The following is a 14,299-nucleotide window of genomic DNA, read 5'->3' as shown; positions in this document are numbered from 1 at the left end:
ATCTCCCGACAGGAGCGATCATGTCTGGTCGAAGGCTAGGCCGACTCGGTGGGTCTCTCCTCCTTGTTCTTGCTGCCGCCGCCATCGTCGCCTTCCCCGCTGGCCTCTATGACAGCAGTGCTCGCGGAGCTCAGGCCATCGATCTCATCTGGACCGTCGCTCCGGAAGGCACTATCGTCGGCAGCGGTCGCTGACTCGTTCAGCTCACCCCAAGCCAAGGGCGGTAAACCGCAGGCGCCGTAGGGAGCGGTATGGCTCCGCGTGATCGATCGCGACGTCGTTCGGCGGATCGTGCATGGTTCATCACCGCGCCACTGGTGTTCTTCGCCGCGATCTGTTCCATCGTCACGGGGCTGGTGTCGTCCCAGCCCTTCGGTGACTGGCTCCTCGCGCTCCTGTTGCTGGTCGCCATGGCCGCCGTGGGCATGCCGGTCCTCAACTTTGTGGTCCGGCGGCAGTCGTTCGGCATGACCCTGACCGAGATTCCGCTGGTGTTAGCGCTGTTTCTGCTGCCACCGCTGACCGTCGTCGCGATCTACACGGTGGCGTCCATGCTCACACAGACGCGGCACCGGTTCGCGCCTGTCAAGTTCTGGTTCAACGTGGCCAAGGCTGCCGCCGGGACCTCTCTCGCCGTCCTCCTCCTTCAGGCGCTACCGCCGTCGAAGGAGGTGGACGACCCCGGCACCTGGCTGAGTCTCTTCGCGGCCGTGACCGCGGTGATCCTGGTCAGCCTTCTCGGCATCGTCGGCGTGCACACCCTCCTGCAGGGCTGGCAGGCCGGACGGGACTCTCTCCGCACCGCACGTCCCGCTCTGCTCACTGCGGCGATCAACGTCTCGCTCGGTCTCATCATCCTGATCGCCGTCACCACCACCTGGTGGTCGTTGGTGCTGCTGGCCGCTCTCGGTGCGGCACTGGTCCTGGTCTACCGCTCCTACGCGGAGTTCTTCCGGCAACACCGGACGCTGGCCGCGATGTACGACCTCACCCGCGCTATCGGGGAGCGCGGCCAGGACGGCACCCTCGTCGATGCGCTCCTGGGTCGGGTCCGGGCCCTGATGCAGGCCGAGTACGCCACGCTGTGGCTGCCCGCCCAGGGCCGCCATCCCGAGGTGCTGCTCACCGCCCGGGTCGACGACTCGGGGCTGTTGGATGTCGTACCCACGCCGGCGTCCCTTCGCCAGCGGGCGTCGGACGAGGGGCGGACCATCGCGGTGGGGCGCGCTTTCGACGAGAAGGCGAACGAGCGCCAGGCGCTGAGCCACAGCAAGATCAAGGACGTCATCGTGGTGCCGCTCCGGTCCGGCCAGGCGGTCATCGGCACCCTGGAGGTCGCCAACCGGCTCAGCGATGTCGGTCATTTCACCCGTGGTGACATCCCCATCTTCGAGACGGTCTCCGCGCACGCCGCCGTGGCCCTGGAGAATTCGCGACTGGTCGACCGGCTGCGGCACGACGCGCACCACGACACGTTGACCCGGCTGCCCAACCGGCGACGGATCACCGGAGCGCTGGACGAGTCGGTCAAGATCCGCGCGCCGGGCGAGGTGGTGGCGCTGCTGCTCTTCGACGTCGACGGGCTGCGCCAGGTCAACGAGTCCCTGGGTCACGCCGCCGGCGACAAGGTCCTCACCGAGGTCGCCAACCGGTTGCGGGCCAGCGCACCGTCGTCGGCTCTGGTGGGCCGTGCCGGCGGGGACGAGTTCCTGGTGACGCTGCGGTTGGAGAGCGCCGAGGCCGCGCTCGAGTTGGCCGCCCAGCTGCGCGACCAGATCCGCGACGAGATGGTCTTCGACGCGCTCACCCTCGACGTGAACACCGCCGTCGGGGTGGCCGTACACCCGGATCACGGCAGCGACGCGGCGACCCTGCTGCTTCGGGTCGACCTCGCGGCCACCGCGGCCAAGTCGGTGCCGGGCAGTGTGCAGCTGTTCAACCCCGCGCTGGAGTCCCGTTCACTGCGCCGGCTGGGCCTGGCCGGCGATCTGCGCCGAGCACTGGACCAGGGCGAGCTGGAGGTCTACTTCCAGCCCAAGGTGACGCTGCGGGACCGGCGCCTGGTCGGTGTCGAGTGTCTGGCCCGCTGGGAGCACCCGGCGCACGGCACCGTCGCACCGGAGGACTTCGTGGCGGTGGCCGAGCACACCGGCCAGTTGAGCCGGCTCACCGAGGTGGTGCTGCGCGAGGGCCTGCGCCGCAGTCGGGACTGGGCCCTGGCCGACCAGCCGCTGCCCATCGCGGTCAATCTCTCGGCTCGTACGCTCATCGACCAGCACTTCCCGGACCGGGTCCAGGAGTTGTTGACCGAGTACAAGGTGCCGGCGCAGCGCCTCACCCTGGAGATCACCGAGTCGGGGGTGCTGGACGGCACGGACCGACCCATCCCCACCCTGCAACGGCTGCGGGATCTCGGCGTACGGCTGTCGGTGGACGACTTCGGCACCGGCGACTCGTCCCTGGCGCACCTGCGGCGGCTGCCGGTGCACGAGGTGAAGGTGGACCGCTCCTTCGTGCAGGGCATGGCTACCGATCCGGGGGACCTGGCGATCGTCAACGCGGTGGTGACTCTCTCCCAGCAGTTCGGCCTGGCGGTGGTGGCCGAGGGGGTGGAGAGCGAGTTGACCCTGGAGCTTCTCCAGGACATCGGTTGTGAGATCGGGCAGGGCTTCCTGTTCAGCAGGCCGCTGCCGTACGAGCGGTTGGCTGCCTGGTTCGGTGCCCAGGTCGAGCCGGAGACGATCTCCAACGGGGAGCTGCCGCGCCTTCGAGTCGTGCCCTGAGCAGGGCGCGGACGAGCACGGGGGATCCGATTTCACCTGTCGAGCCGGGCCGTGTACTCTTACTCCTGCGCGCCCCACGGGGAGATCGCGCAGGCCCCCTTAGCTCAGTCGGCAGAGCGTCTCCATGGTAAGGAGAAGGTCTACGGTTCGATTCCGTAAGGGGGCTCGAGGGTTCAGCTGGACCCATCGCAGCGGTGTAGCTCAGATGGTAGAGCAAGCGGCTCATAATCGCTGTGTCGCCGGTTCAAGTCCGGCCACCGCTACTCTCGTCTTCCGGGCTAGTTGCCGGTGGTCGTAAGAATGGGCGCTTCTGGCGCCCACTTTGCATGTCCGCGCTGTCAGCGTCTAGGCTGGCGCGTCGTAGTTGTTTCCGTTAGCGAGGAAGGCACTCCGCCGTGGCGAAGGCTACCGATGTCCGGCCGAAGATCACTTTGGCGTGTGTGGAGTGCAAGGAGCGCAACTACATCACGCGCAAGAACCGGCGCAACGACCCCGACCGCATCGAGCTGAAGAAGTTCTGCCCGCGCGACGGTCGGCACACGGTCCACCGCGAGACCCGCTGATCGCTGGCCGGCCTTTGGCCGGCCACCGTCGAAGCTTTTCCGATCGCCGATCTGACCGGTGTGGTGTGGCTCCGCCGCCGCCTACCGATCAGGTCGGCGATTGGGCTTTCCGTGTAGGTTCGCCGCATGCCTCTGGACGCCTCCTTCGTCGGCCGGACCTATCCGCCGACCGCCCCCTACCAGGTGGGCCGAGAAAAGATCCGCGAGTTCGCCACCGCCATCGGCGCCACCGATCCGGCCCACCACGACCCGGAGGCCGCGCAGGCGCTGGGCCACCCCGACGTGGTGGCTCCGCCGACCTTCCCGGTGATCGTCACGATGGCCGCGAGCCGCCAGATCATCGAGGACCCGGCCCTGGGTGTCGACTACAGCCGCCTGGTGCACGGCGACCAGCGGTTCGCGTACACCAGGCCGGTGTTCGCCGGCGACGAGCTGGTCTGCACGAACACCATCGAGGACGTCAGCACCCGGGGTGGGCACGGCTTCCTGACCACCCGCACCGACGTGAGCACCGTCGGCGGGGAGCCCGTGGTGGCGGTCTGGGCCAGGTATGTCATCCGTGGGGAGGCGTGAGATGGAGTTGCCAGCACAGACGTTTCGGGTGACCCGTGCGGACCTGGTCCGTTACGCCGGCGCCTCGGGCGACTTCAACCCGATCCACTGGAGCGACCGGGTCGCCACCTCTGTGGGTCTGCCCGGGGTGATCGCCCACGGCATGTTCACCATGGCTCTGGTCGGCCGGGCGGTCACCGAGTGGGCCGGTTCGCCGGACGCGGTGGTGGAGTACGGCGTGCGGTTCACCCGGCCGGTGGTGGTCCCGGACGACGACCAGGGGACCGAGATCGAGGTCACCGCGCGGGTCCGTGAGGTGACCGAGGATGGTCTCACCCGCCTGGAGGTGACCGCCACCTGCCTGGGGGAGAAGGTGCTGTCACAGGCGCGGGCAACCATCCGGTCGGCGCGCTGAACAGAGCCCGCCACGCGTGGCGGAGAGACCGGTTGGGAAAGTCGGGCGGCTACCCGTACACTGGTCCGCCGTGGGGCAAGTGACCCCTGCTCGGTCGTCTGTGGCCGCGTGGGGCGAGTGTTGCCGCATAGGGGTGTAGCTCAATTGGCAGAGCAGCGGTCTCCAAAACCGCAGGCTGCAGGTTCAAGTCCTGTCACCCCTGCGCCTCAGGCCTGACCGTTCCCGTGGGTCGCGCCGCCAGCTCGGCGGCGTCCGGCCCGTGGTGGTGGCATCGGCGGGGTGGTTCCGAGGCAATCGGGCCCTCCGGCTGATCCACCGGCCGCGGCCCGTCGCGGGACGGTTGGGTCCGGCCGGCGTGACCAGCGCCGCGTACGCCACTCGGCGTGCGACCCAAGATTCCGCGACGGAGGGCGAAGTGGCCGACAACAAGCGGCGCGACGACGACGGCGACGATCGTCTGGACGACGAGATCGTCGACGACGTGGCCGACGACGACGCCTCCGGCGCGGACGAGCCGGTTTCCCGGGGTGGCACCGCCACGCGGTCCCGCGCCCGGGCGGAGTCGGCGGACAGCCGGCCGACCACCCGGTCGGAAACGGGTCGGGTGGGCGTCTTCGGGCGCATCGCCCGGTTTTTCCGCGAGGTTGTAGCCGAACTGCGTAAGGTCATCTGGCCGACCCGCAAGGAGTTGCTGACCTACACCGCCGTGGTGGTGGCGTTCGTCGCGGTGATGCTGACGATCGTGGGTGTGCTGGACTTCGGCTTCGCCAAGGTCGTGTTGTTTGTCTTTGGCAACTCGGACTGACCGGCTGCCTCCAGCCATAGTGACGGAAGTGAGCGAGCGTGCCTGAGTACGACGAGACCGCCGGAGAAGTGGACGAGCAGTCCACGGTCGCGACGGCGGCTGGTGACGAGTCGGTTGAGGCCGCCAGCGAGCCGGAGTTCCCAACGACCGAGCCCGCACCGGACGAGGACTACGACCCGGTCGCGGAGCTGAGGCAGAAGCTGCGTTACGCGCCGGGTGACTGGTACGTGGTGCACTCTTACGCCGGCTACGAGAACAAGGTCAAGACCAACCTCGAGACCCGGATCACGAGCCTCGACATGGAGGACTTCATCTACCAGGTCGAGGTGCCGACCCGGGAAGAGGTCGAGGTCAAGAACGGTAAGCGTTCGCAGATCCAGGCGAAGGTCTTCCCGGGTTACATCCTGGTCCGGATGGAGCTGACCGCCGAGTCCTACTCGTGTGTCCGCAACACCCCGGGGGTGACCGGCTTCGTCGGCGCTACCGACCGGGCTGACCGGCCCGCTCCGCTCTCGCTCGACGAGGTGCTGAAGTGGCTGGCGCCGGCCGTCGAGACCGAGCAGAAGAAGGCGAAGCCGGAGATCAAGGTCCTCGACTTCGAGGTGGGCGACTCCGTCACCGTCACCGACGGCGCGTTCGCGTCGCTGCCGGCCACGATCAGCGAGATCAACGCCGACCAGCAGAAGCTCAAGGTGCTGGTGTCGATCTTCGGTCGGGAGACTCCGGTGGAGCTCAACTTCAACCAGGTCGCCAAGATCTGACTGGTCGTCGGCGGCGGGTCCGGCCCGCCGCCGACGTCGGCGTACGCGCTCTCGCTCGACCTCGGCGGACGAGTGGGCTGCGGCCTGCGCTACTCTTGAATGTCGCCGCTGTCGCACCGCGCTGACCGTGCGCGCCCGAGGGCGGCGACAGCCGCTTTTTCCCAGCTCCAAGCCCCAGGAAGTGACATGCCTCCGAAGAAGAAGCTCGTCAAGACGTTCACGCTTCAGTTGCCGGCGGGCCAGGCCACGCCGGCGCCGCCGGTCGGCCCCGCGCTCGGCCAGCACGGCGTGAACATCATGGAGTTCTGCAAGTCCTACAACGCGCAGACCGAGTCCCAGCGGGGCGACATCGTCCCCGCCGAGATCAGCGTGTTCGAGGACCGGTCCTTCACGTTCGTGCTGAAGACCCCGCCCGCCGCCCGGCTGCTGCTCAAGGCCGCCGGTGTGCAGAAGGGGTCTGGCGTTCCGCAGTCCGACAAGGTCGGCGCGGTCAGCCGCGGCCAGCTCCGTGAGATCGCCGAGAAGAAGATGGCCGACCTCAACGCCAACAGCATCGAGCAGGCCGAGAAGATCATCGCCGGCACCGCCCGGTCGATGGGCATCACCGTCAACGACTGACGTCGGCCCAGGCCGTCGACCCAACCGTGGGAGGGCTCGCGCCGAGCGGCCCGCCAGAGACCACAGGAGTAATCAGCAATGCAGCGCAGCAAGAGCTACCGCAAGGCCGCCGATGTCATCGACCGGTCGAAGCTCTACACCCCCACCGAGGCCGTGAAGCTGGCCAAGGAGACCACCAACGTCAAGTTCGACGCCACGGTCGAGGTCGCCATGCGCCTCGGCGTCGACCCCCGCAAGGCGGACCAGATGGTCCGCGGCACGGTCAACCTGCCGCACGGCACCGGTAAGACCGCCCGCGTGATCGTGTTCGCCAGCGGCGCGAAGGCCGAAGAGGCCGCCGCCGCGGGTGCGGACGAGGTGGGCACCGACGAGTTGGTCGCCCGGATCCAGGGTGGTTGGCTCGACTTCGACGCGGCGATCGCCACGCCGGACCAGATGGCCAAGATCGGCCGGATCGCGCGGATCCTGGGCCCGCGCGGTCTCATGCCGAACCCGAAGACCGGCACGGTGACCATGGACGTCACCAAGGCGGTGCAGGACATCAAGGGCGGCAAGATCACCTTCCGGGTGGACAAGCACTCCAACCTGCACCTGATCATCGGCAAGGCCTCCTTCACCGAGGGCCAGCTGGTGGACAACTACGCGGCGGTGCTCGACGAGGTGCTGCGCGCCAAGCCGTCCGCGGCCAAGGGCAAGTACCTCCGCAAGGTCATCCTGACCACCACGATGGGCCCGGGTGTCCCGGTCGACCCGAACCTGGTGAAGAACCTTCGGGAGGACCAGGCCGAGGCCTGAGTCGACAGTTCGCTCCACCGGGGCGCCGCCACGACCGTGGCGGCGCCCCGGCGCGTTCGAGGTGTGGCAGGCTCGGGCCCATGCGGCTGGAGAACGTCTGGTTGCGGTACCACCGGCGGGGGCCGTGGGTGCTGCAGGGCATCGATGTGCGGATCGGCCCCGGCGAGGTGGCGATCGTCCTGGGCCGCAACGGGGTGGGCAAGTCGACACTGCTCCAGGTGGCCGCGGGGGTCCTCCGTCCGGGCCGGGGCCGGGTCTCCGGCCGGCCGGCGCGGGTGGGCTGGGTGCCGGAGCGGTTTCCCGCCGACCAACCGTTCACGGTGGCCCGCTATCTGACCGGGATGGCCCGGGTGGCGGGGCTGGGCAGGGCCGCGGCCGACGAGGCGGTGACCTCCTGGATCGACCGGCTCGGGCTGTCCGCCTTCCGCTCGGTCCGACTGCCGGAGCTGTCCAAGGGCACCGCGCAGAAGGTCGGCCTCGCCCAGGCGATGCTGCGCCCACCGGGCCTGCTGGTCCTCGACGAGCCGTGGGAGGGGCTGGATGCCACCACCCGTGAGCTGGTCCCCGAGCTGATCGCCGAGGTGCTCGCCGCCGACGGGTCCGTCCTGGTGAGCGACCACCGCGGCGAGACGGTCCGGCTGCCGGCCGCGCGTCGCTGGTTGGTGGCCGACGGCTCGCTGGCCGAGGAGACGTCGTCGACGGACGAGACGATCGCCGTGGTCGAGGTCGCGGTGCCGGCCGCGCGGGTCGCCGGCACCGTCGCCCGGTTGCGCGCCGAGGGCCATCAGGTGCTGCGGGTACGCTCCGACGCCGCCACCGCCGTGCCCCAGGGCGGACCCGCCGAGCCGCTCCCGGCAGCGGGCGCCGCCCCACCCGCCGAGCCGCCGATCAGCGTGACCGGGCAGCCGGAGGCCGCCGACGCGGCGGTCGAGCCGGCGGCGGGGGAGGCCCGGTGAGCGCCCTGATCCGGATGCGGTTGACCGGTTTCCTGCGTACCGGCCGGGCGGTGGCACCGCTGCTCGCCGGCCTGATCACGCTCGGCATCCTGTACGGCGGTGGCCGTGCCCAGCCGGCGGAGGCGTACGGCGTCTCCGCTGTCGTGCTCTTCCCGGTGCTCGCCTGGCAGACCAAGATCCTGTTGGACGTCGAGCCGGACGTGCAGCGTCGGCTGGCGCAGGTGACGGTCGGGGTGGCGCGGGAGCGGCTGGCCGGGCTGCTCGCCGCAGCGGCGGCGGCGCTGGTGACGGTGGCCGTCGCGTTGCTCTTCCCGTGGCTGGTGGGCGGGGTGTCCGGCCCGGTTGATCCGGGGGACCGGTCGATTCCGGTCGGGCTCGCGCTGGGGCTGTGGGCGCACCTGCTGGTCGTACCCGCTGCTGTTGCTCTTGGTGCGCTGGCCAGCCGGGCATCGGTGGGCGGCGCCGGGTACGGCGTCGCGGTGTTGGCCCTCGGCGGGGTCGGCGCCGTGGTGCTCGGCCTGACCGGTTCGGTGGCCCCCTGGCTGGCTCCGCCGATCATGGCGGCGGCGCGCACCACCGGCGGCGAGGCCGCCGCGCTGACACTGCTGGGGCTGAGCGGGTGGGCGTTGGCCTGGAGTGGTGCTGTCGTCGGCGGCTACCTGTGGCGGCGGCGGGCCCAGGGCTGACCGCCACCGGCGTCGGTGGCGCGGCTCACAGGGGGCGATTTGGTGCTGCTGGCCCGGGCGCGTAGTCTTCAACAGTCATCCGTGTTCTCATGGATGAGGAACCACCCAGAGACCGCTGGTCACCGTGCTCCGGCACGGTCGAAGGTCCCGCGACAACGGGCGACCCGCGTAGGGCGGCAAGCGTAACTCGGCAGTGCACATGGTCCGCCGACCATGATGATCTGCCGGCCCTCGCCCCGTGCGCCCTGCGCCGGGGCTTTTTCGTTGTCGTGCTGCCTCCGCCCCCGTTCCGGCTTCGGCCGAGACGGGGACCAGCCTCGAGTAACGAGAGAGGAGGGACATGGCGGACAAGCCGATCCGGGCCGACAAGGCCACGGCCGTCGCTGAGCTGACCGAGAGCTTCCGCAGCTCGGGCGCCACCGTGCTGACCGAGTACCGCGGTCTGACGGTTTCCCAGCTCACCCAGCTTCGGCGCTCGCTCGGCGCCGACACCAGCTACACGGTCGCGAAGAACACGCTGGCCAAGCGTGCTGCGACGGACGCGGGCATCACCGGCCTCGACGAGCTGTTCACCGGTCCTACCGCGCTGACTTTCGTTTCGGGCGACGTCGTCGAGGCGGCGAAGGGGCTTCGCGACTTCGCGAAGGCCAACCCGAAGCTCGTCATCAAGGGCGGTGTCTTCGAGGGCAAGGCCATTTCCGCGGCCGAGGTCACGAAGCTTGCCGACCTGGAGTCCCGCGAGGTGCTGCTGGCCAAGCTGGCCGGCGCGATGAAGGGCAACCTGAGCAAGGCCGCGGCCCTGTTCCAGGCCCCGCTGTCGAAGACCGCCCGTCTGGCGGCTGCACTGCAGGACAAGCGCGAGAAGGAGGGCGCCGAGGCGGCCTGAGGCCCCCACGGCGCACCAGTTCTTACTTAACAGAAACAGGAAAGGACGCCAGACATGGCGAAGCTCAGCACCGACGAGCTGCTCGACGCGTTCAAGGAGATGACGCTGATCGAGCTCTCTGAGTTCGTGAAGCAGTTCGAGGAGACCTTCGAGGTCACCGCCGCTGCTCCGGTCGCGGTTGCCGCTGCCGGCGGTGGCGCCGGTGGCGCTGCTGCCCCGGCCGAGGAGGAGAAGGACGAGTTCGACGTCATCCTCGAGGCTGACGGTGGCAAGAAGATCCAGGTCATCAAGGTCGTGCGTGAGCTGACCGGCCTGGGCCTCAAGGAGGCCAAGGACGCGGTCGAGTCCGCGCCGAAGGCCATCCTGGAGAAGGTCAACAAGGAGACCGCCGACAAGGCGAAGGCCAAGCTCGAGGGCGAGGGCGCCAAGGTCACCCTCAAGTGACCTGACGTTCCACCTACGCGTACCCGGCTCGTGAGCTGGGACACGATTCGCGTGGCGGCGGGCGGTGATCCGACACGGATCACCGCCCGCCGTATTGGTGGTGTTGGCTCCGATCGGCCCTGAGCTGGGCTCCGACCTGCGGATCCGGCGACCGGAACGAGGGCGGCCGGTCGCTCTCCAGGGGGAAACACGGGGCGAGGGCAATACCGGCCCTTGACGCGGCCCGGGGCTGCCAGGCACGCTGACACCAGCAAGACACCGCGCTTGCGACGGCCACGACGTGGGTATGACAGCGGCGGCACCATCGGCCGCGGTAACCCGAGCGGCCCAGTGGGGAGTTGCGTTCTGAGCGGCCCGGCTGACCCCGGTAACGGGGGCCGAGGAGCGCTCCGCAAACAACCTGCGGGGTGGGCTGGACAGCGGTTAGCCTCTCGGCTACACTGCTAGTTTGCGCTGCCTTCCGACTTGACCCCTGCTCGGAAATGTCCGTTTACGGATATTTCTGGTGGGGTCATTGGAGTGCACGCGTACCAGCCGTTCTGCAGCACCGGTCCTCGGAAGGACGCATCTTGGCAGCTTCCCGCCCTGCGAAGACCAGTCGTACGTCGAGCGCATTCGCTCCCCGCCGAGTTTCATTCGGCAGGATCACCGAACACCTCGAGGTCCCCAACCTCCTTGCCATTCAGAACGAGTCCTTCGACTGGCTCGTCGGCAACGAGGCTTGGCAGGGCCGGTCGGCGGACGACCCGCACGCACGCTCGGGTCTCGCGGAGATCCTTGAAGAGATCAGTCCCATTGAGGACTTTTCCGGCACCATGTCGCTCTCCTTCTCAGCGCCGCGCTTCGACGAGGTCAAGGCCTCGATCGAGGAGTGCAAGGAGAAGGACCTGACCTACTGCGCTCCGCTCTTCGTGACCGCGGAGTTCACCAACAACACCACTGGCGAGATCAAGAGCCAGACGGTGTTCATGGGTGACTTCCCGATGATGACGCCCAAGGGCACCTTCGTCATCAACGGCACCGAGCGCGTCGTGGTCAGCCAGCTCGTCCGGTCTCCGGGCGTCTACTTCGACAAGCAGCCGGACAAGACCTCCGACCGCGACCTCTCCAGCGTCAAGGTCATCCCGAGTCGGGGTGCCTGGCTGGAGTTCGACATCGATAAGCGCGACACGGTCGGCGTACGTATCGACCGTAAGCGTCGCCAGGCCGTCACCGTCCTGCTCAAGGCCATCGGATGGTCGGCCGAGCGGATCCGTGAGCGGTTCGGGTGGTCCGAGCTGATGATGACGACGCTCGAGAAGGACCACATCGCCGGCGCCGATGAGGCGCTGCTCGACATCTACCGCAAGCTGCGCCCTGGCGAGCCGCCGACGCGCGAGAACGCCCAGACCCTGCTCGACAACCTCTTCTTCAACCCGAAGAGGTACGACGTCGCCAAGGTCGGGCGCTACAAGTTCAACAAGAAGCTCGAAGTCGACGTGCCGATCACCACCGGCACGCTGACCGAGGACGACATCGTCGCCACCGTGGAGTACCTGTGCCGGCTGCACGCCGGTGAGGAGGGCTACGAGGCCGACGACATCGACCACTTCGGCAACCGGCGGCTCCGTACCGTGGGCGAGCTGATCCAGAACCAGGTTCGGGTCGGCCTGTCCCGGATGGAGCGGGTCGTCCGTGAGCGGATGACCACGCAGGACGTCGAGGCGATCACCCCGCAGACCCTGATCAACATCCGCCCGGTGGTGGCGGCGATCAAGGAGTTCTTCGGGACGTCCCAGCTGTCCCAGTTCATGGACCAGACCAACCCGCTGGCGGGCCTGACCCACCGGCGCCGGCTGAGCGCGCTCGGCCCGGGTGGTCTGTCCCGGGAGCGGGCCGGCTTCGAGGTCCGCGACGTGCACCCGTCCCACTACGGCCGGATGTGCCCGATCGAGACGCCGGAAGGCCCGAACATCGGCCTGATCGGCGCGCTGTCCACCTTCGCCCGGGTCAACCCGTTCGGCTTCATCGAGACGCCGTACCGGAAGGTCGTCGACGGTCGGGTCACCGACCAGATCGACTACCTGACCGCGGACGAGGAGGACCGGTTCGTCAAGGCCCAGGCCAACGCGCGCCTGAAGGCTGACGGCACGTTCGCCGAGGACCGGGTGCTCTGCCGTCGTAAGGGCGGCGAGACCGAGGACGTGGTCCCCGCCGCCGTCGACTACATGGACGTCTCGCCTCGGCAGATGACCTCGGTCGCGACCGCCATGATCCCGTTCCTCGAGCACGACGACGCCAACCGGGCACTGATGGGCGCGAACATGCAGCGCCAGGCGGTGCCGCTGGTCAAGGCCGAGGCGCCGCTCGTGGGTACGGGCATGGAGTACCGGGCCGCTGTCGACGCTGGCGACGTGGTGGTCGCCGAGGTCGGCGGTGTGATCGAGGATCTCTGCGCCGACTACGTCACCATCCACCAGGATGACGGCCACCGCCGGACGTACCTGCTGCACAAGTTCCGCCGCTCCAACGCCGGCTCCTGCGTCAACCAGAAGCCGGTGGTCTTCGAGGGCGACCGCGTCGAGGCCGGTCAGGTCATCGCCGACGGTCCCTGCACCGACGAGGGCGAGATGGCGCTCGGACGCAACCTGCTGGTGGCGTTCATGTGCTGGGAGGGCCACAACTACGAGGACGCGATCATCCTGTCGCAGCGCCTCGTGCAGCAGGACGTGCTCACCTCGATCCACATCGAGGAGCACGAGGTCGACGCCCGGGACACCAAGCTCGGTCCGGAGGAGATCACCCGCGACATCCCGAACGTCAGCGAGGAAATGCTCGCTGACCTCGACGAGCGCGGCATCATCCGGATCGGTGCCGAGGTCGTCCCCGGCGACATCCTGGTCGGCAAGGTCACGCCCAAGGGTGAGACCGAGCTGACCCCGGAGGAGCGGCTGCTCCGCGCGATCTTCGGTGAGAAGGCGCGTGAGGTTCGGGACACCTCGCTGAAGGTGCCGCACGGCGAGACCGGCACGGTCATCGGTGTGCGTACGTTCTCCCGCGAGGACGGCGACGAGTTGCCGCCGGGTGTCAACGAGCTGGTCCGGGTCTACGTCGCCCAGAAGCGCAAGATCCAGGACGGCGACAAGCTCGCCGGCCGGCACGGCAACAAGGGTGTCATCTCGAAGATCCTGCCGATCGAGGACATGCCGTTCCTGGAGGACGGCACCCCGGTCGACATCGTGCTCAACCCGCTCGGTGTGCCGAGCCGGATGAACATCGGCCAGGTGCTGGAGACCCACCTCGGTTGGGTCGCCAAGACCGGTTGGAAGGTCGAGGGTGACGACGCCGACTGGAAGCGCCAGCTGCGCTCGATCGACGCGCACGAGTCCGAGGGGGACACCAACGTGGCCACCCCGGTCTTCGACGGTGCCCGCGAGGAGGAGATCTCCGGCCTGCTCGAGTCGACCCTGCCCAACCGGGACGGCAAGCAGCTGATCGGGCGTACCGGCAAGGCGCAGCTGTTCGACGGTCGTTCCGGTGAGCCACTGCCGGACCCGATCGCCGTCGGCTACGTCTACATCCTGAAGCTCAACCACCTGGTCGACGACAAGATCCACGCTCGGTCGACCGGACCGTACTCGATGATCACGCAGCAGCCGCTGGGTGGTAAGGCGCAGTTCGGTGGTCAGCGTTTCGGTGAGATGGAGTGCTGGGCGATGCAGGCGTACGGCGCTGCCTACGCCCTGCAGGAGCTGCTCACGATCAAGTCCGACGACGTGCTCGGCCGCGTGAAGGTCTACGAGGCCATCGTCAAGGGCGAGAACATCCCGGAGCCGGGCATCCCGGAGTCGTTCAAGGTGCTGCTCAAGGAGCTGCAGTCGCTGTGCCTCAACGTTGAGGTGCTCTCCAGCGACGGTGTGGCCCTGGAAATGCGCGAGACCGACGACGAGGTGTTCCGGGCCGCTGAGGAGCTGGGCATCGACCTGTCCCGGCGCGAGCCGAGCTCGGTCGAAGAGGTCTGAGGTGTGCGGTCGGGGGCCGGCTCGCCGGCTCCCG

The 14,299-nt window shown here is 68.7% G+C and carries 13 protein-coding genes and 3 tRNA genes; all 16 read left to right on the top strand.

Annotation, left to right across the window (positions count from 1 at the left end; translation table 11 throughout):
• The first annotated feature begins 251 nt into the window (after positions 1-251).
• Entirely contained in the window at positions 252-2,783 is a 2,532-nt protein-coding gene (locus tag KBX26_RS03990; RefSeq protein WP_030329854.1) for a bifunctional diguanylate cyclase/phosphodiesterase, read from the top strand.
• Positions 2,784-2,876: 93 nt separating this feature from the next.
• A tRNA-Thr gene (locus tag KBX26_RS03985) sits at positions 2,877-2,949 on the top strand.
• A gap of 24 nt (positions 2,950-2,973) precedes the next feature.
• A tRNA-Met gene (locus KBX26_RS03980) sits at positions 2,974-3,046 on the top strand.
• Positions 3,047-3,178: 132 nt separating this feature from the next.
• Entirely contained in the window at positions 3,179-3,346 is a 168-nt protein-coding gene (gene rpmG, locus KBX26_RS03975; protein WP_007073056.1) for a 50S ribosomal protein L33, read from the top strand.
• A gap of 126 nt (positions 3,347-3,472) precedes the next feature.
• Positions 3,473-3,919 carry a MaoC family dehydratase N-terminal domain-containing protein gene (locus KBX26_RS03970; RefSeq protein WP_030329856.1) on the top strand — a complete coding sequence of 149 codons (447 nt, stop codon included), beginning with the start codon at positions 3,473-3,475 and terminating at the stop codon, positions 3,917-3,919.
• A gap of 1 nt (position 3,920) precedes the next feature.
• Positions 3,921-4,313, top strand: a complete 393-nt coding sequence (locus KBX26_RS03965; RefSeq protein ID WP_030329858.1) for a MaoC family dehydratase — start codon at positions 3,921-3,923, stop codon at positions 4,311-4,313.
• Between the two features lie 129 nt (positions 4,314-4,442).
• A tRNA-Trp gene (locus KBX26_RS03960) sits at positions 4,443-4,515 on the top strand.
• Positions 4,516-4,728: 213 nt separating this feature from the next.
• Positions 4,729-5,118 (top strand): preprotein translocase subunit SecE, encoded by a 390-nt coding sequence (gene secE, locus KBX26_RS03955; RefSeq protein WP_030329860.1) that lies wholly within the window; start codon positions 4,729-4,731, stop codon positions 5,116-5,118.
• A gap of 38 nt (positions 5,119-5,156) precedes the next feature.
• Complete coding sequence (nusG, locus tag KBX26_RS03950) at positions 5,157-5,879, top strand: transcription termination/antitermination protein NusG (protein ID WP_030329862.1); 723 nt, start codon at positions 5,157-5,159, stop codon at positions 5,877-5,879.
• Between the two features lie 186 nt (positions 5,880-6,065).
• Positions 6,066-6,497 carry a 50S ribosomal protein L11 gene (gene rplK / locus KBX26_RS03945; protein ID WP_030329864.1) on the top strand — a complete coding sequence of 144 codons (432 nt, stop codon included), beginning with the start codon at positions 6,066-6,068 and terminating at the stop codon, positions 6,495-6,497.
• Between the two features lie 78 nt (positions 6,498-6,575).
• On the top strand, positions 6,576-7,292 hold the full coding sequence (gene rplA, locus KBX26_RS03940) for a 50S ribosomal protein L1 (protein WP_030329866.1): 717 nt from the start codon (positions 6,576-6,578) through the stop codon (positions 7,290-7,292).
• 80 nt (positions 7,293-7,372) lie between these two features.
• Positions 7,373-8,248: an ABC transporter ATP-binding protein gene (locus KBX26_RS03935; RefSeq protein WP_036411012.1), complete on the top strand. Its 876-nt coding sequence runs from the start codon at positions 7,373-7,375 to the stop codon at positions 8,246-8,248.
• The gene (locus tag KBX26_RS03930; RefSeq protein WP_210864749.1) at positions 8,245-8,934 is read left to right on the top strand and encodes a hypothetical protein; all 690 of its coding nucleotides are present in this window, start codon (positions 8,245-8,247) and stop codon (positions 8,932-8,934) included. The genes KBX26_RS03935 and KBX26_RS03930 overlap by 4 nt, the downstream gene beginning before the upstream one ends.
• Positions 8,935-9,274: 340 nt before the next feature.
• On the top strand, positions 9,275-9,820 hold the full coding sequence (gene rplJ, locus KBX26_RS03925; protein ID WP_030329872.1) for a 50S ribosomal protein L10: 546 nt from the start codon (positions 9,275-9,277) through the stop codon (positions 9,818-9,820).
• 54 nt (positions 9,821-9,874) lie between these two features.
• The gene (rplL, locus tag KBX26_RS03920) at positions 9,875-10,264 is read left to right on the top strand and encodes a 50S ribosomal protein L7/L12 (protein ID WP_030329874.1); all 390 of its coding nucleotides are present in this window, start codon (positions 9,875-9,877) and stop codon (positions 10,262-10,264) included.
• A 569-nt stretch (positions 10,265-10,833) separates the two neighbouring features.
• On the top strand, positions 10,834-14,265 hold the full coding sequence (locus tag KBX26_RS03915) for a DNA-directed RNA polymerase subunit beta (protein ID WP_030329876.1): 3,432 nt from the start codon (positions 10,834-10,836) through the stop codon (positions 14,263-14,265).
• Positions 14,266-14,299 lie beyond the last annotated feature (34 nt).

The organism is Micromonospora sp. C97 (genome assembly GCF_018070385.1).
GTDB lineage: Bacteria > Actinomycetota > Actinomycetes > Mycobacteriales > Micromonosporaceae > Micromonospora > Micromonospora parva.
Note: the sequence above shows the minus strand (reverse complement) of the source record. Positions and strands in the feature narration are given on the sequence as shown.

Bases quoted from the DNA above. Each gene is read 5' to 3' on its own strand.
- KBX26_RS03935 (WP_036411012.1), top strand. From the start codon at position 7,373: ATGCGGCTGGAGAACGTCTGGTTGCGGTACCACCGGCGGGGGCCGTGG.
- rplK (WP_030329864.1), top strand. From the start codon at position 6,066: ATGCCTCCGAAGAAGAAGCTCGTCAAGACGTTCACGCTTCAGTTGCCG.
- KBX26_RS03965 (WP_030329858.1), top strand. From the start codon at position 3,921: ATGGAGTTGCCAGCACAGACGTTTCGGGTGACCCGTGCGGACCTGGTC.
- rplJ (WP_030329872.1), top strand. From the start codon at position 9,275: ATGGCGGACAAGCCGATCCGGGCCGACAAGGCCACGGCCGTCGCTGAG.
- rplA (WP_030329866.1), top strand. From the start codon at position 6,576: ATGCAGCGCAGCAAGAGCTACCGCAAGGCCGCCGATGTCATCGACCGG.
- rplL (WP_030329874.1), top strand. From the start codon at position 9,875: ATGGCGAAGCTCAGCACCGACGAGCTGCTCGACGCGTTCAAGGAGATG.
- KBX26_RS03990 (WP_030329854.1), top strand. From the start codon at position 252: ATGGCTCCGCGTGATCGATCGCGACGTCGTTCGGCGGATCGTGCATGG.
- KBX26_RS03970 (WP_030329856.1), top strand. From the start codon at position 3,473: ATGCCTCTGGACGCCTCCTTCGTCGGCCGGACCTATCCGCCGACCGCC.